Source organism: Janthinobacterium sp. SUN026 (assembly GCF_030397625.1).
Classification (GTDB): domain Bacteria; phylum Pseudomonadota; class Gammaproteobacteria; order Burkholderiales; family Burkholderiaceae_D; genus Janthinobacterium; species Janthinobacterium kumbetense.
The window spans coordinates 1414489-1431768 of the sequence record NZ_JAPQNU010000001.1 but is presented as its reverse complement, the minus strand read 5'-3'; the positions used below and the strand labels follow the sequence as shown (position 1 = coordinate 1431768).

9 protein-coding genes are annotated in these 17280 nt (G+C 65.7%); all 9 read right to left on the bottom strand.

Features of this window, described 5'->3' with window-relative positions; all coding sequences use genetic code 11:
- Positions 1-57: 57 nt before the first annotated feature.
- The 9 genes from OX459_RS06520 to OX459_RS06480 all read right to left on the bottom strand — a co-directional run bounded on the left by OX459_RS06520 (position 58) and on the right by OX459_RS06480 (position 17279).
- Positions 58-1488, bottom strand: a complete 1431-nt coding sequence (locus tag OX459_RS06520) for an efflux transporter outer membrane subunit (protein WP_289904257.1) — start codon at positions 1486-1488, stop codon at positions 58-60.
- A complete protein-coding gene (locus OX459_RS06515; RefSeq protein ID WP_289904256.1) occupies positions 1485-4742 on the bottom strand; it encodes an efflux RND transporter permease subunit in 3258 nt (1085 codons plus the stop codon). Before OX459_RS06515 ends, OX459_RS06520 begins: the two co-directional genes overlap by 4 nt.
- Complete coding sequence (locus OX459_RS06510; RefSeq protein WP_289904255.1) at positions 4739-7858, bottom strand: efflux RND transporter permease subunit; 3120 nt, start codon at positions 7856-7858, stop codon at positions 4739-4741. Before OX459_RS06510 ends, OX459_RS06515 begins: the two co-directional genes overlap by 4 nt.
- Positions 7855-9213 (bottom strand): efflux RND transporter periplasmic adaptor subunit, encoded by a 1359-nt coding sequence (locus OX459_RS06505; RefSeq protein WP_289898433.1) that lies wholly within the window; start codon positions 9211-9213, stop codon positions 7855-7857. The genes OX459_RS06510 and OX459_RS06505 overlap by 4 nt, the downstream gene beginning before the upstream one ends.
- Positions 9214-9620: 407 nt before the next feature.
- Positions 9621-10160 carry a GNAT family N-acetyltransferase gene (locus tag OX459_RS06500; protein WP_289904254.1) on the bottom strand — a complete coding sequence of 180 codons (540 nt, stop codon included), beginning with the start codon at positions 10158-10160 and terminating at the stop codon, positions 9621-9623.
- 196 nt (positions 10161-10356) lie between these two features.
- The gene (sppA, locus tag OX459_RS06495; protein ID WP_289904253.1) at positions 10357-12231 is read right to left on the bottom strand and encodes a signal peptide peptidase SppA; all 1875 of its coding nucleotides are present in this window, start codon (positions 12229-12231) and stop codon (positions 10357-10359) included.
- A gap of 75 nt (positions 12232-12306) precedes the next feature.
- Positions 12307-13785 carry a sodium:solute symporter gene (locus OX459_RS06490; RefSeq protein WP_289904252.1) on the bottom strand — a complete coding sequence of 493 codons (1479 nt, stop codon included), beginning with the start codon at positions 13783-13785 and terminating at the stop codon, positions 12307-12309.
- 69 nt (positions 13786-13854) lie between these two features.
- Positions 13855-15072: a YeeE/YedE family protein gene (locus OX459_RS06485; protein WP_289904251.1), complete on the bottom strand. Its 1218-nt coding sequence runs from the start codon at positions 15070-15072 to the stop codon at positions 13855-13857.
- A gap of 206 nt (positions 15073-15278) precedes the next feature.
- The gene (locus OX459_RS06480) at positions 15279-17279 is read right to left on the bottom strand and encodes an alkaline phosphatase PhoX (protein WP_289904250.1); all 2001 of its coding nucleotides are present in this window, start codon (positions 17277-17279) and stop codon (positions 15279-15281) included.
- Between the last annotated feature and the right edge of the window lies 1 nt (position 17280).

Here is a 17280-nt window from a genome sequence, read left to right as displayed (position 1 = left end):
AACACGAATTTGGCGCAGGGCTTTTCCCTGCGCCAGGCTGCCCCCTAGCCGTCCCCTTTACTGCGCCTGCGGCACGTGCCAGCCGCCGCCCAGCGACTGGATCAGGGCCACGGCCGTCGTCTGGCGGTCCGCCTGCGCCTGCACCAGCGAACGGCGCGCCGACAGGGCCGTCACTTGCGCCGTCACCACGTCCGTATAGCCGACCTGGCCCGCGTTGTAGCGGTTCAGCATCTGCTGCTCGACCTGGTCGGCAGCGGACGACGCCTGCTGGCGCAAGGCCAGCTGTTCGGCCAGCGCGCGCGTGGCCGACAACTGGTCTTCCACGGCGCCAAAGGCACTCAATACCGTCTGGCGGTAGCGCGCCACGGCCGCCTCGTGTCCCGCCTTGGCCGCATCCACGCTGGCCGTGGTGGCGCCCGCGTTGAACAGGGTTTGCGCGGCCGACACACCCAGCGACCACAGGCTCGATGAGGCATTGAACAGGTCGCCCACCTTGCTGGCGCCGGAACCGTAGGAACCCGTCAGGTTCAGGCTCGGGTAATACGCGGAACGGGCGATGCCGATCTGCTCGTTGGCCACGGCCACCCGGCGCTCGGCGGCGGCGATGTCGGGACGGCGCTGCAGCAGGGTCGACGGCACACCCAGCGGCACCTCGGGCACGGTCAGGGTCCACGGCGCCACGGCCAGGCTGAAGTCGGACGGCGCGCGGCCCAAAAGTATCGCGATCGCATGTTCCAGCTGCGCGCGTGAACGCGTCTGGCTGGACAGGTCGATCTGCGCATTGGCCAGCTGCGTCTGCGCCTGCAGCAGGTCGGACTTGGCGGCGATGCCCGAATTGAAGCGGTTGCTGGTGATGTCGAGCACGCGCTTGTAGCCATCGATGGTGGCATTCAGCAGCGCGATCTGCGCATCGCTCTGGCGCAGCGAAAAGTAATTGGTGGCCAGTTCGCCCTGCGCCGACAGGCGCGCGGCGGCCAGGTCGGCCGCGCTGGCGCTGGCGCTGGCGTCCGCCCCCGTCACGCCGGCGCGCAGCTTGCCCCACACGTCCGGTTCCCACGACGCGCCGATGGCGGCCTTGAAGTTGTTGTTGGTCTGCTGCTCGCCCCCGCCGCCCGAGCGGGCGCCGCTGCCCGTCAGGTTCACGCTGGGGAACAGCGAGGCGCGCTGTTCGCGCACCAGCGCGCGCGCCTGCTCGTAGGAAGCGATGGCGGCGGCCACGTTCTGGTTCGAGATGTCGATGCCTTCGGCCAGCTGGTTCAATTGGGCGTCGCCGAACAGGGTCCACCACGGTCCCCGCTCCAGGGTGTCGGCCGGCACGGCAGGCTGCCAGCCGGCCGCCTCCTTGAACGTTTGCGGCGCGACGGCCGTCGGCGTTTCATACGCGGGGCTGACGGCGCAGCCGGACAGCAGGAGGACGGCGGTGGCCGCGCCCAGTGCCAGCAGGTGGCGTGCAGGGACGGTCGATACGATAGGTTTTACTTGCTTCATGATTGTGTGCTCGGGTTATCTGGCCCAGGAATGCGGCTCAATTGCTGCTCGTCGGCGCTGCGCGTGCGCAGCTTGTCGAGCAGGATGTAGACCACCGGGGTGGTCAGCAATGTGAGTAACTGGCTGGCAATCAGGCCGCCGATGATGGCGACCCCCAAGGGCTGGCGTAGCTCTGACCCCTCGCCGAAACCGATCGCCAGCGGCAAGGCGCCAAGCGCCGCCGCCAGGGTGGTCATCAGAATGGGGCGGAAACGCAGCAAACAAGCCTCGCGCACCGCGTCCACAGCTGTCAGCCCGCGCGAACGCTCGGCCTCCAGCGCGAAGTCGATGATCAATATAGCATTTTTCTTGACGATACCGATCAACAGGAACACGCCGATCAGGGCGATGATGGAAAACTCCATGCGGAACAGCAGCAGTGCCAGCACGGCGCCCACCCCCGCCGACGGCAAGGTCGACAGCACGGTGACGGGGTGGATCAGGCTTTCGTACAGGATGCCCAGCACGATGTAGATCACCACGATGGCCGCCAGGATCAGCAGCGGCTGCTCCTTGTTGCTGTCTTGCGCGCTCTTCGCCGAACCCTGGAAGCTGCCGCGCACGTTCACCGGCATGCCGATTTCCGACTCCGCCTGGGCCACGGCAGTCTGGCCGTCGCTGAGCGGATAGCCGTCGGCCAGGTTGAACGACACGGTGGTGGCCAGCTCCCCGCCCTGGTGGTTGATCGACGTGGCCGTCGAGCTTTCCGCGAAGCTGCTGAACGACGACAGCGGCACCATCTTCGCCAGGGTGGTGCTCAAGGCCGAGCCGCTGGACGGGTCGCGCGCCGCCGTCGTATTGGACGTCGTCGCCGCCACGCTGGTGCTGGCCGCAGCGGCGCTGGCGGCCGTCGTGCCGGTGGTGGCGGCGACGGCGGCCGCATTCGACGCGGGCACGTACACGGAGCGCAGCGCTTCCGGGCTTTGCGCGTAGCGGGGCGCCACTTCCATGATCACGTGATACTGGTTCAGCTCATCGTAGATGGTCGCCACCTGGCGCTGGCCGAAGCTGTTGTACAGCGCATTGTCGATATCCTTCACCTGCACGCCCAGCTGCGTGGCGCGGTCCTTGTCGATGGAAACAAAGGTTTCCACGCCGTTTTCCGCCTGGTCCGTGTCCACGTCGATCAGGGCTGGCTGCAGCTTCATCTGGTCGGCCAGCTTGGCCGCCCATTTCTTCAAGTCCGCCTGGTTGTCGCTGATCAGGGTGTACTGGTACGTGGAATTGCTGGAACGCCCGCCCATGCGCAAATCCTGCACGGGGTTGAGGAACAGCGAAATGCCCGTCACCTTGGCCAGCTGCGGGCGCAGGCGGGCGATCACGGCTTGCCCCTTGTCCGTGCGCTGCGAGGCCGGCTTCAAATCGATGAACATGAAGCCGCCCCCCGCCCTGCCGCCGCCCGTGAACCCGACGACGGTGGCGACGGCCGGATCGTCCTTGATGATGTCGACCAGCTGGCGCAATTTGGCCTGCATGGCCTGGAACGAGATGCTCTGGTCGGCGCGCATGCCGCCATTGATCTGGCCCGTATCCTGCTGCGGGAAAAAGCCCTTGGGCGCGGCCGCGAACAGGTACACGTTCAGGCCGACGACGAACACGAGGATCGTCATCACGAGAGCGGCGCTGGACAATGCCCAGTCCAGGCAGTGTTCATACACGTTCAGCATGCGCTCGAAACCCCGTTCGAACCAGCGCGCGACGACGCCTGGCGGCTTGTGGTGCTCGCCGCTTTTCAGCAGCCAGGCGCACATCATCGGCGTCGTGGTGAGCGAGATGACGAGCGAAATCATCACGGCGGCCGACAGGGTCACGGCGAATTCGCGGAACAGCCGCCCCACCTGGCCGCCCATGAACAGCAGCGGGATGAAGACGGCCACCAGCGACAGGCTGATCGACAGTACCGTAAAGCCCACTTCGCGCGCGCCCAGCAGGGCCGCCTTGAAGCGGTCCATGCCCGCCTCGATGTGGCGCTGCGTGTTTTCCAGCACCACAATGGCATCATCGACGACAAAGCCCGTGGCCACCGTGAGCGCCATCAAGGAAAGGTTATTTAGCGAAAAGCCCAGCATGTACATCACGCCGAAAGTGCCCAGCAGCGAGACGATGGTGGCCACGGCGGGGATGATGGTGGCGCGCACGCTGCGCAAAAAGGCGCTGACCACCAGCACGACGAGCACGATGGACAGGATCAGCGTGAACTCGATCTCGTGCAGGGACGAGCGGATGGAATTGGTGCTGTCGGACGCCACCTGCAGCTTGATGTCGCCGGGCAGCTGCGCCTGCAGTTGCGGCAGCAGCGCGCGCACGCCGTCCACCGTGGCGATGACGTTGGCGCCGGGCTGGCGCGTGATCAGCACGATGACGGCCGGGTCGCCATTGAACAGGCCCAGGGTATTGTTGTTTTCCACGCCGTCGACCACTTCGGCCACGTCGTCGAGGCGGATGGCGGCGCCGTCGCGCCAGGCCACCACCAGGCTGCGGTAATCGGCGGCGCTGCGCCCGCCCGACGCCGTCGCCGCGCCCGAATAGATCTGCAGACTGCGCTCGTCGCCGGAAATCGCCCCTTTCGGGCGGTTGGCGTTGCTGGCCTGGATGGCCGCGCGCACGTCTTCCATCGACACGGCATAGTGATTGAGCTGGTACGGCAGCAATTCCACGCGCACGGCCGGCAGCGAGCCGCCGCCCAGTTCCACGTCGCCCACGCCTTTGACTTGCGCCACCTTTTGCTGCACCAGGTTCGACACGGCGTCGTAGATCTGGCCCGGCGTGCGCGTCTTCGACGTCAGCGCCAGGATGATCACGGGCGCGTCGGACGGATTGGCCTTGCGGTAGGTCGGGTTGCTGCGCAGGGTGGCCGGCAAGTCCACGCGCGAGGCGGCAATGGCCGCCTGCACTTCGCGCGCGGCCGAATCGATCTTGCGGTTCAAGTCGAACTGCAGATTGATGCGCGCCGAGCCCGTGCCCGACGACGACGTCATCTCGTTGACGCCCGAGATCACGCCCAGGCGCCGTTCCAGCGGCGTGGCCACCGACGTGGCCATGGTCGCGGGGCTGGCGCCGGGCAGGCTGGCGCTGACGGAAATGGTCGGATAATCGACCTGCGGCAGCGGCGAGACGGGCAGCACGAAGAAGGCGCCGATGCCCGCCAGCGCGATGCCGATGGTCAGCAGCACGGTGGCGATGGGGCGCTTGACGAACGGTTCGGACAGGTTCACGCGGCGCTCCCCGCGTTATCGGCCGGCTTGTCCAGGTTCACCGCGGGCGTCTTGCGCGCAAAGCGCTGGCCCAGGCGGTCGAAGCCCAGGTAGATGACGGGCGTGGTAAACAGGGTCAGCACCTGGCTGACGATCAAGCCGCCGAAGATGGCCAGGCCCAGCGGACGGCGCAACTCGGCGCCCTCGCCCCAGCCCAGCATCAGCGGCACGGCCGCGAACAGGGCCGCCAGGGTCGTCATCAGGATGGGGCGGAAGCGCAGCAGCGCCGCCTGGTGGATGGCTTCCTGCGGGCTTTTCCCTTCGTCGCGCTCGGCCTCGATGGCGAAGTCGATCATCATGATGGCGTTCTTCTTGACGATGCCGATCAGGAGGATGATGCCGATGATGCCGATCACGCCCAGGTCTTGCCCGGAAATCATCAGCGCCAGCAAGGCGCCCACGCCGGCCGACGGCAGGGTCGACAAAATCGTCAGCGGGTGGATATAGCTTTCGTACAGCACGCCCAGCACGATGTACACGCAGACGACGGCGGCCAAAATGAGCCACAGCTGGTTCGACAGCGAGTTTTCATACGCGCCGGCCGCGCCGAGGAAGGTCAAGGTCACCGATGGCGGCAAGGCGATGTCTTTCGCCGCCTGGCGGATGGCGTCGACGGCGCTGCCCAGGGCCACGCCTTGCGTCGTATCAAAGCCCAGCGTCGTGGCCGGGTATTGCGCCACGTGCGTGATTTGCAGCGGCGCCTGTTTTTCGCTGACGCTGGCAAACGCGGACAGCGGCGTCGACTTGCCGGAACCCGTGCGCACCTGCAGGTCCGACAGGTCGGATGGCGTCGTGACGATGCCCGGCTGCGCTTCGAGGATCACGCGGTACTGGTTGGTTTCCGTGAAAATCGTCGAAATGATGCGCTGGCCGAAGGCGTTGTACAGCGCGTCGTCGACGGTAGCCGTGGTGACGGACATGCGCGCGGCGCTGTCGCGGTCGATGGCGACGGTCACGGCGGCGCCCGTGGCGCCCGCATCCGTGACGACGTTGCGCAGCTGCGTTTTTTCGCGCATGCGCGCCGCCAGCTTGCCGGCCCACTCGGTGACGGTGGCCGTGTCGGCCCCTTCGAGCGAGACGCGGTACTGCGTCGGCCCCGATTCCGCATCGATGGTCAGATCCTGCGTCGGCTGCAGATACAGGGTCACGCCGGCCACCTTGGCCACGCGGTCGCGCAGGCGCTCCATGATCTCGTCCTGGCTGCCGCTGCGCGGACGCTTGAGATTGATCAGCATGCTACCCGTATGCAGCATGGTATTGTTGGCCGCATCGACGCCGACCAGGGAACTGAGGGTATCGACAGCGGGGTCTTCCAGCAGCGCGCTGGCGGCAGCCTGCTGCAAGGTGGCCATGCGCTCGTACGAGACGGCTTGCGAGGTTTCGATGCGCGCCTGCAGCTGGCCCGTGTCCTGCGTGGGGAACAGGCCTTTCGGAATCGTGATGTACAGGATGACGGTCAGCAGCAAGGTGGCCAGGGCGACGAGCAAGGTCAATCCCTGGCGTTTCAAGACCCACACGAGCGCATGGTCGTACTGCACGATCACCTTGTCGATGAACGCCTGGATGCGCTGGCCTGTGGCGCTGATTTTTTCATCGGCGTGGCTCTTCAGCCAGCGCGCCGACATCATCGGCACCAGGGTCAGCGAGACCACGGCGGAAATCAGGATGGTGATGGCCAGGGTCATGGCGAATTCGCGGAACAGCCGGCCCACCACGTCGCCCATGAACAGCAGGGGAATGAGCACGGCGATCAGGGAGACAGTCAGCGAGATGATGGTAAAGCCGATCTGCGACGCGCCCTTCAGGGCGGCGGCCATCGGCGTTTCGCCCTCCTCGATGTAGCGGGCGATGTTTTCGATCATGACGATGGCGTCATCGACGACAAAGCCCGTGGCAATCGTCAGCGCCATCAGGGACAGGTTGTTCAGACTGTAGCCGAGCAGATACATGACGCCGCAGGCGCCGATCAGCGAAATCGGCACGGACAGGCTGGCGATCACGGTGGCGCGCATGCTGTGCAGGAAGGCGAAGATCACCAGCACCACCAGCAGCACGGACAGCAGCAGTTCCATTTCCACGTGTTCGACCGAGGCGCGGATACCCGTCGTGCGGTCGCTCAGCACGTCGAGCTTCATGGCCGCCGGCAGGCTGGCCTGCAGGTCGGGCAGCAGGGCCTTGATGGCGTCGACCGTCTTGATGACGTTGGCGCCCGGCTGGCGCTGCACGTTCAGGATGATGGCCGGCTGTTTGCCGGACCAGGCGCCCAGGCGCGTGTTTTCCGCGCTGTCGACGACATTCGCCACGTTTGACAGGCGCACGGGCGCGCCGTTCTTATAGGTGATGATCAGGCGCTTGTAGTCTTCCGCCGTGACGAGTTGATCGTTCGCGTTGATGGTGAACGAGCGCGTGGGGCCGTCGAAACTGCCCTTGGCGCTGTTGACGTTGGCCGCCGCGATGGCCGTGCGCAGGCTGTCGAGGCCCAGGCCGTACGAGGCCAGCAATTTGGTGTCGCCCTGGATGCGCACGGCGGGACGCTGGCCGCCCGACAGCGACACGAGGCCCACGCCGTTGACCTGGCTGATCTTCAGCGCCAGGCGCGTGTTGACGATGTTCTGCACCTGCGTCAGCGGCATCGTGTCGGAGGTAATCGCCAGGGTCAGCACGGGCGCGTCGGCCGGGTTGATCTTCGCGTACACGGGCGGCGCCGGCAAGTCGGTCGGCAGCAGCGAGCCGCCCGCGTTGATGGCCGCCTGCACTTCCTGCTCGGCCACGTCCAGCGTCTGGCCCAGCGTGAATTGCAGGGTGATGATGGAGACGCCGGCCGCGCTGGTGGAACTCATGCGCTGCAAGCCGGACATCTGCCCGAACTGGCGCTCCAGCGGCGCCGTCACGGTCTGCCCCATGACTTCGGGACTGGCGCCCGGATACAGGGTCTGCACCTGGATGGTGGGGAAGTCCACCTGCGGCAAGGCGGCCAGCGGCAGGAACTTGAAGCCGACCAGCCCCGCCAGCACGATGGCCAGCATCAGCAGCGCCGTGGCGACGGGGCGCTTGATGAAGGGAGTCGATGGACTCATTGCGCTGCGCCCTTCGCCGGCGCCGTGGCTGGCACTGCAGCTGGCGCGGATGCCGATGCGGACGCCGAGGCGCTGGCCGCGCCGTCAGCGTGCTGGCGGCGGTGGCGGCGTTCGCCGTTCGCCCCGGCCGCACCGGCGCCGCCCATGGCAGGCTTGTCGCCCGCCAGGGTCACTTTCGCGCCTTCCTTCAGGCGGTCGGCGCCTTCCGTGATGACTTGCTCGCCCGCTTCCAGGCCGGCGCGGATTTCCACCATGTCGGTGGTCGCCTGGCCCCGCGTGACCATGCGCACGGTGACGGTCTTGTCCGCTTTCAGCACATACACGAAGTCGCCGTTATTGCTGTGGCGCAAGGCCGTGACGGGCACCAGCACGGCGCCCGTGATGTTGCCCAGTTCCAGGCGCACGTTGACGAACTGGCTGGGGAACAGGGCCATCTTGTCATTCGTGTAGCGGGCCTTGGCGCGCACGGTGCCCGTCTGCACGTCGACCTGGTTGTCCAGCGCCGTCAGGCTGCCCTTGTCCAGGGTATGCGTGCGCGTGCGGTCCAGCGCCAGCGCCGCCAGGGCCGTGCCGCCATTCAGGCGTTCCTGGATGGTCTGCACCTTATCCTGCGGCACGGAAAATTCCACGTCGATGGGCGACAGCTGCGTCACCACCACCACGCCGCCCGTGTCGCTGGTGCTCACCAGGTTGCCGATATCGACTACCTTCAGGCCCGCACGGCCGCTGATCGGCGACACCACCTTGGTGTAGCCCAGGTTCAGCCTGGCCGTGCCTTCGGCGGCGCGGTCCGTCATCACGGTACCTTCCAATTGTTTGACCAGGGCGGCCTGCGTGTCGACGTCCTGGCGCGCGATGGAATCCTGGCCCAGCAGGGTTTGATAGCGTTTCAGGGTCAGGCGCGCGTTTTCCAGCTGCGCTTCATCGCGCTGGCGCTGGCCCGTGGCCTGCATCAGCGCCATCTCGAACTGGGCCGGGTCGATCTGCGCCACCACCTGGCCCGCCTTGACCATGCCGCCTTCCTTGAATTTCAGCTCCTTCAAAATGCCCGACACCTGCGGGCGCACCGTCACGGTGGACGCGGCCGTCACCGTGCCCAGCGCATCGAGCACCACGGGCAAGTCGGATTTCACGGCCGTGGCCACGCCCACGGTGGTCGAGGGGCCGCCGCGGCGCCCGCCCGGGCCTCCCGGCCCTCCGGGGCCACCGGCGCCGGGCTGCGCGCTGACGCCCGAATGGGTAAGGTACCAGGCACCGCCCCCCAGCGCAGCCATCACGGCCAGCGCGATGACCGTGCCGACGATTTTCGAACGGCGGCTGCGCCGCGGGGTGTTGGGTGTAGTCTGCGAATCCATCGCTTATCCTTGTCTAGGCCGCTGGCACGGCGAGTCTGTGGCGCCGGCCGAGGTGGAACACACTCAGGCCGGACGACCGTTTTTCGGGGTTGTTTCGGTACAAAGCCGGGGGAGTCAAGAGCTGAAAGTCAGCTGAAAAAACATCGCTCCCTAGCGTGAAACGACTCTAGCATAGTCATGTAACTGTTTCATTTCTACTTGAAACAATTACACACAGCCTGGCAGGCATGGAAGGATCAGGCGGGCCGGCAGGCACGCCGCCCCTGTGGGGGAACGGTGGAAGAATCAGGCTTGCGGGGCGTTGCGCCCCGGCGCCGGCGGCGTGCGGGCGACTCGCATGCAGATACAAACTCGCTACAAATCTCCCGCCAGCCGGCTTGACCTGGCGCCGCGCAGGCCGTTGGCGCTTACAGCGTCATGCCGAGGATGACATCCTGATAGTCGGTGCGGCCCACGCGGAAGGTGCGCCGGCCCACCTGCGCAAAGCCGCAGCGCGCATAAAACGCCAGCGCATCGTGGTTTTCCGCGTACACGCCCAGCAGCACCCTTCCCGCCCCGCCGGCGCGCGCCTGTTCCACGGCCGCCTGCATCAGGCGCTGGCCCACGCGCTGCCCCTGGAAACGGTGCAGCAGGTAGATGCGCTTGATTTCCAGGTCGTCCGGCCGCGGGTCGGCCACCGGCAGGCCGGCCGGACTGAGGACCAGGTAGCCGACGGGCGCGCCGCCAGGCGTAGCCTCGGCCAGCCACAGGCGCATGGCCGGCAGCGCCAGCCAATCGCGGTACAGCTGCGCGTCGTGCTGGCGCTGGCAATGGGCGATGACGTCGGCGCCATCGAGGATGCCGGCGAACGCTTCCAGGAAAGTCGCTTGCCCCACCAGCGCCAGCGCCAGCTCGTCGCCCTTGGCGCAGGGGCGGATGGTGATGGCCGTGCCGGTTTTTTCGTTCATGTCGCTTGCCATGCCTTGCTCCTGATGTGAAACAAGCCGGGCGAAGCCGGCTTGGGTATGTCATCTATATTGCCGTGTAACGCCTGACAGAATCGTAGCGAGCGAAGATGAGTTGTGACCGAGAAGCGGAGCTGTGCTTGAGCACAGTGAGCATCGCAGGCCGCAAATCATCGAGCGCAGTAGATTTGGTCAGGTGTTACTTGCTGCCGAGTGGCACTTCGCACAGGCAGTGCGTGAGGGCCATGAACGGTTTGTGCTCGCGCGTGATGCCCGACAGCCAGCTCAGGTCCTGCGCCATGCCCAGCGCCGCGTCGGCCGGCAAGCCCGTGCCGGCCAGGCCCAGTTTCACGTGCTCGCCCAGCCCCAGCGAGGCCATGGCCTTGGAGCCGAACATGCCGATCAGGCGGTCCACGTTCGACGTTTCCTGCTCCAGGTACGTGACGCGGTAGTCGGCGCCCAGGTTGGCGCGCTTGGCGGCCGACGCCAGCGCATCGCCGTAGCTGCCGATGCGGTCGACCAGGTTGCGCTCTTTCGCCTGCAAGCCCGTCCAGACGCGGCCCTGCGCCACTTCATTGATCTTTTCCGGCGTCGTCTTGCGCGCCTTGGCGGCCAGGTTCAGGAAGTCGCCATACACGTGGTTGATCGAACCCTGGATCACTTGCGCAAAGCGGGGGTCGAGCGGACGCAAAGGGTTGCCCGCGTCGGCCAGCCAGGTGGTCGGCGAGCCGGCCGTGTGGATGCCCAGCTTTTCCACCACCTTGTCGGCTGTCGGCAGAATCGCGAACACGCCGATGGAACCGGTGATGGTGGCCGCGTCAGCGATGACTTCGTCGGACGAGGTGCTGATCCAGTAGCCGCCCGAAGCGGCCACGTTGCCCATCGAGACGACCACCGGCTTGCCGGCGGCGCGCGTCAGTTCCAGTTCGCGGCGGATCAATTCCGAGCTGAAGGCGCTGCCGCCCGGCGAATCGACGCGCAGCACGACGGCCTTGATCGACTTGTCTTCGCGCGCCTGGCGGATCAGACGCGAGGTGGACAGGCCGCCGATGGCGCCCGGTGGCGCGATGCCGTCGCCGATTTCACCGGAGGCGATAACCACGCCGACGGCGTCGCCGATGTGCACGGGGCGCAGGCGCGCCAGGTAGTCGGTGTAGTTCACCTGGCGGAAATTCGTGCCTTCCGTGTTCTTCGCGCCGCGCGCCATCATGAACTGGCGCAGTTCGTCGCGCGTTTTCAGGCCGTCGACCAGCTTGGCGTCCAGCGACAGCTTGCCCAGGTCGCCGCCGGCCGCCGTCATCAGCGCCGGCAGCGCATCGATCGATTGCATGATGGCGCCGGCCGGCAGCTTGCGCGCCTTTTCCACGTCCGTCGTGTAGGTGGTCCACAGGCCGTTGTTCAGGTAGCGGTCCGCTTCGGCCGCCGCTTCGGACGGGCCGTTGGCGATGAAAGGCTCGGCCGCACTCTTGTACGTGCCCACTTTCAGCAGGTTGACCGTCACGCCGACCTTGTCGAGCGCGTCGCGGTAGTAATTGCGGTAGCGGCCAAAGCCTTCCAGCATGACGCCGCCCATCGGGTGCAGGAAGACCTCGTCGGCCTTGACCGCCACCAGGTACTGGCGCTGGTTGTAGCTGGAACCCCAGGCCGTCACTTTCTTGCCCGTGGCGCGGAAGCGTTCCACGCCGGCCGCCACTTCGCGCAGCGAAGCGAGGCCGCCGCCCTGCAATTCGTCGAGCAGGATGACCATGGAACCGATGTTCTTGTCCTTGGCCGCCGTGTCGAGCACGGCCAGCACGTCGCGCAGCTGCACGTTCTTCTTGACTTCGCCGCTGACATTGGCCAGCACCGCTTCGCGCACGCCGCCCGGGGTTTCCTCGACCAGCGGGCCTTGCAAGTCCAGCACCAGCGTGGTCTTTTCCGCCAGGGGCTTGGCGCCGCCGCCAAAGATGGCGATCAGGATGGCGATGACGATCAGCAGGAAAATCAGATTGATGACCGCGCGGCGGGTGGCGTCCAGCGCGCGCCAGAATGCGCCAAAACCGCGGCGCAGCGGCGGGAAGGGGTTGAGTGACATTGATGCTCCGTGAGGTTATGTACCTAAAGGAAATCAATATAGCTGAAAATGGCCGCGATCGCCTTGGGATTCGTCTTATTTTGACAAGTATTGCGCGCCCTGGGCGCCCTGCCCTGGCGGCGTGGAAATGAGGAACAGGCCGCCCAGCACGAGGGAACCGTTCAGTATCAGCAATTCCAGGCCCAGGCGGTAATGCGCAAACAGCAGCGCCTGCTCCTGCTCGATCAGCGCGCACAGCAGCGGCCCGGCCACGGCCACCAAAGGCACCCAGCGGTCGCGCACGCCGCGCCGGCTCAGCAGGCCGAAGGCGAACAGGCCCAGCAGCGGACCGTAGGTATAGCTGGCCAGCTTCAGGATCACGCCTATCATGCTGGGATCATCGAGCCACTTGAAGGCCATGATCAGGATCAAGAACAGGGCCGCAAAGCCCAGGTGCACCTTGCGGCGCCAGCGCATCTGCACGGCCGGGCTCAAATCCGGCCGCCGCTGCAAGCCCAGGATGTCGATGCAGAAGGTGGACGTCAAGGCCGTGAGCGCCCCGTCCACGCTGGGAAACAGGGCGGAAATGAGGGCGATGAAGAAAATCAGCTGCACCACGGCGGGGAAATGCCCGAGCACCACGGCGGGGAACAATTTATCGCCCGTGGCCGTCACGCCGGCCAGCGGCGCGTACAGGTGCAGCAAGCCGCCGAGGAAGAGGAACAGCAGCAGCACGCCGGTCAGCACCACGGTCAGGCTGAGCATATTCTTTTGCGAGTCGCGCAGGGTGCGCACGGAGATATTCTTTTGCATCATTTCCTGGTCCATGCCCGTCATGGCAATCGTAATGAACATGCCGGCAAGAATATGCTTCCACACGTAGGCGGGGCTGTCCGGGTCGGTGGTGAAGATGCGCGTGAGGCCTTGCGCGCGCATGCGCTCGATGCTGTCGACGAGCGACAAATCCATCTCGCGCAGCAAAAACACGCTGCAGATGACGAGACCGGCCAGCATGCACGCCGTTTGCAGGGTATCGGTCCAGACGATGGTCTTGACGCCCCCTTCATACGTATAGAGCAGGATCAGCAGCAGCACGACGCACGACGTCAGCCAGAACGGCACGCCGAAACTGTCGAGAATAGTTGCCTGTAGGATATTGACCACCAAATACAGCCGCGCCGTGGCGCCCAGCAGGCGCGAGACGATGAAGAACGCCGCCCCGCTCTGGTAGGAGCGCCGCCCCAGGCGCAATTCCAGGTAGCGGTAAATCGATGTGAGCTGCAGCCGGTAGTACAGCGGCAGCAAGATGAAGGTGATGGCCAGGTAACCGAGCACATAGCCGAGCATCAGCTGGATATAGCCGAAGCCGTTGCTGCCCACGGCGCCAGGCACGCTGATGAAGGTCACGCCCGTCAAGGTCGTGCCCACCATGCCGAAGGCCACCAGCATCCAGTTGCTGTCCTTGTTACCGATGAAAAAACTGTCGTTGGTGGCATGGCGCGAGGTGCGCCACGCCACGCCCAGCAAGATCAGGAAATACGCGAGGACGACGGCAAACAGGATGACTGGGGACATGGATGTTGCCCTGGCGGCAAAGGTGAACAGGGGCAGAAATATACAGCAAAGCCCCTGTTGACGCAGACGTCAGCAGCCGGTCGGTTTGACTTTTTCCACTTCCAGGCCGAACCACGGACGCAAGCGCGTGCCGATGACGTTGCCCAGGAAGGCGCACACCAGCCACAGCCAGCCGTGCAAGCTGCCCGAGACGATGCCGCTGAAATACGCGCCGATATTGCAGCCGTAGGCCAGGCGCGCGCCGTAACCGAGCAGCAAGCCGCCGACGATGGCGGCGATCAGCGAGCGGCGCGGGATGCGCCACACGGGCGCGTAGCGGCCGGCCAGCGCGGCCGCCAGCATGGCGCCCAGCACGATGCCAATATCCATCACGGAAGTCTTATCTTGCGTCAATGGCGCGGCCAGGGCGGCGGCATTCGCCTTGGTGGACCAGTAAGCCCAGCTGGCCGTGTCGATGCCGACCACGGACGCCGCTTTCGCACCCCACAGGGCAAACGCGGACGTCACGCCCCACGGCTTGCCCGACAGCGCCAGGGTGGCGAAGTTCAGCACGACGAGCGCAACGGCGCCCGCCACCAGCGGCCACGGGCCATGCAGCCAGGGCGACGCCTGCGCCGGGCGCAGGGGCGTGGCGACGAGCTTGCCATAGCGGCGCTTTTCAACGAAGACCGTGATGGCGGCGATCAAGGCAAAAACGATCCAGTTCAACGCCAGCGCGGGCGCCAGGCCCAGGGTCGTGACGAGGGAAATCGGCTTGAGCTGCGGCAGCGCCGTCCAGAACGGCATGTGCGCCGTGCCGATCACGGAGCCGACGATGAAGGCGGCCAGGGTGATGAGCATGCGCGTGCTGCCCCCACCGACTGTATACAAGGTGCCGGACGCGCAACCGCCGCCCAGCTGCATGCCGATGCCGAAGATGAAGGCGCCGAAGATGACGGACGTGCCGGCGGGCGAAACGAGGCCCGCGACGGGCGTGCCGAACAGGGTGCCGGCCGACAGCGCGGGGAAAAACAGCGCCACGCCCACGGCCAGCATCAGCATTTGCGCGCGCAAGCCGTCGCCGCGGCCATCGGCGATGAAGACGCGCCAGGCGGACGTGAAGCCGAAAGCCGCGTGATACAGGGTGATGCCGAGCAAGGCGCCCACCACGTACAGCGCGGCCTGGTTGATGCCGACGGTGTGCGCCAGGTACCACGCACCGATCAGGATGAGCAACAGGGCGACGCCCAGCGGTTTCGGATTGATGGCGGCGCGCAGGCCTGGCGGCGAAGCTGCAATATCGGACATGATGGGGGACGCTAAAGGGAGGGAAACGCCATTTTCCCCCGTTTTGCTGTTTTCTGCCAGCAAGTTAGCCGTCCGTCTGGCGCCGCCACGCCAAACGCCCCGTCACCCGGGTCGAGGGACGGAGCGGGTGGCGAGGGGCACGCACCGGCAGGGAAGGCCTGCGCCTGCCTGCCCTGCGTGCCCGCTGCGGCGTCAGCTGACGCGCATCACTTCGACAGTTTCACCTGCGCCAGTTCCGCCGTCAGGTAGCCGACAGCACCGCTGGCCTTGCTGTTGTAGTTGGTGTTGATGATGATGTTGATCTGGTCCTTCAGCGCGGACGGCAAGGCGGGGAAGCGGCTCCACTCGTCGCCCGGATGCTGGAAGTTGCTCATCACATAGGTCCAGCCATTGATTTCATCGACCGCATGCAGGCCCGTCGATTCCGCGCCGGCCGGGCACGACAGCAAGCGCTCCAGCTTCTTGGTATCGACGTTATACGCCCACAGGAAGTTGTTCAGGTGGTTGCCGCTGTCCTCGCCGATGAACAGGGTGCGCAGTTTTTCCGAGAACTTCAGGTTGTCGGGGCTGGCGATCTTGGCCGGGTTGGCCGTGTTGCCCAGGCCATCGGCCGCGATATCTTCGCCTGCGATCAGCAGGGTCGACTCGCTTGGCACCCATTCGCTGTCGATGGCCGCGCCCGTGTCATCCTTCTGTCCGCCCGTCAGCTTGTGCGACACGACGGCGCCCGCCACCAGTTTCTTGAACTTGACGTTGTGGCCGGCCACGTAGCCCGAACCGCCTTCAACCATCGAATCCTGGATGTTGGCATATGCCGAGTAGGCGATCTTGTCCTTGGCGTTGACCGTCGTGCCCTCGTTCTTGGTAAACGCCATGCTGCCGCCCTTCAGGGCCGCGTAGCGGTGGGTTTCCAGGAAGGCGGCGGCTTTTTCCTGGCCGGCCTTGACCCTGACCCAGGCGGTTTTCTTGTTCAGCACGATCTTCGTGTAGCTGGCGTCGGACGGATCGGCCAGGGTCGAATCCATGATGTCGGTGGCCTTGATGCCGCCGTCGACCAGCGCCTTGATCTCGGCGTGCGTCGCATGGCCCAGCTTGACCCATTGCAGCTTGCCGGTAGTGGTCTCGGTCAGCTGGGTCGTGTACTTGGCAACGTACAGGGTGCCGCCTGCGGCCAGGTCGGCGACCTTGTCGGCCACGAACATGAACAGCCCGCCATTCGTATAGTCGTCGCCGCCCAGGATGGTGCGCTGGTCCGGCATCACCTGCACCAGTTCGCGCGAGTAGCGGCCCAGGCAATAGTGCTTCTTGATGCTGCCGGTGCCGTCCGGGTTGACCGACACTTCCGGCAGGTGGCCGTAGTCGTACGGATTGGCGGTCGTCGTATCGCCGAAGACGTTCTTGCTGAATTCCTTGAGCACGGCCAAGGTCTGGCCGCCCAGGCCCTGGTCAAAGGCGTCGGGTTCGTACTCTTCGCTCGACAGATGGGTATTCCACGGCGACAGGCTGGCGCCGCAGGTAATCCACAGGCCCTTCACCAGCGAGGTATCGACGTTGTGGTATTTCACCAGCGACAGCTTGCCGGTGGTCTGGTCCTGGTCCAGGCTCAGCACGGCGATCGGCGACGGCAGCGTGCCGTAGGTGGAAGCGCCGGCCTGGTTCAGCGAATTGTATTCAAATTGCACCACGGCAAACACCGGCTTGCCCTTGACGCCGCTCACGCTGGCGTTGGCCACCGTCAGCATCGAGCTGCCGTCCGGCGAATCCGAAAAGAACTGACGTTCCTTGCCCGGCACCGAACTGTCGATGATGGGCTGGTTCTTGATGTCGAAGTAGCCGCCCGCGATCACGGTACCGCCCTTGCCGTCCGGCACCCGGTCGCCCGTCAGGAAGAAAGGCTGGTATGCCAGGTTATAGCTGTTGCTGCTGCCATCGCTGAAATTGACCTTGAGCGTGGAGCCGACGGTGGTCGTGGCCAGCGCGGCAGGCGAACTCGCCAATGGCGCGGCCATGCCGGTGAATTCCGCCGTGGTAAACGTCGCGGTGGGCGTGACTGGCGGCGTCACCGGTGGCACGTCGTTATCCGAACTGCCGCCACAACCGGACAGAAAAGCGCTGACGCCGGTCAAGCCGGCCAAAGGCAGCATGGGGGCACCGGCAAACAGTTGCAACAGGCGGCGGCGTGAGGATTCAGGGGCGTAATTCGACATT